The organism is Xylophilus sp. ASV27 (assembly GCF_016428875.1).
Classification (GTDB): Bacteria; Pseudomonadota; Gammaproteobacteria; order Burkholderiales; family Burkholderiaceae_C; genus Xylophilus.
Map to the genome: position 1 here is coordinate 1 of NZ_JAELTO010000357.1, position 311 is coordinate 311.

Here is a 311-nt window from a genome sequence, read left to right on the forward strand (position 1 = left end):
CCCCAACGAGATCCGCGCACGCGCGCTCGTGGCGTGCAGCTATGCGGCGTCCATCATGGGCAACGGCGATGAAGCCGAGCAGCGCGCACTTGAGGCCGCCGATCTCGCCGACGCCCTGGGCCTGCCCCTGTCTCTTATACACATCTGACGCTGCCGACGAAGAGAACCTAGTGTAGATCTCGGGGGTCGCCGGATCATTAAAAAGGGGGGGGGGGGGGGGGGGGGGGGGGGGGGGGGGGGGGGGGGGGGGGGGGGGGGGGGGGGGGGGGGGGGGGGGGGGGGGGGGGGGGGGGGGGGGGGGGGGGGGGGGG

At 75.9% G+C, this 311-nt stretch carries 1 protein-coding gene; it reads right to left on the bottom strand.

The window, feature by feature from the left end; translation table 11 throughout:
* On the bottom strand, nt 1-311 hold a 311-nt coding region (locus JHD63_RS23320), incomplete at both ends, for a hypothetical protein (protein ID WP_198973175.1).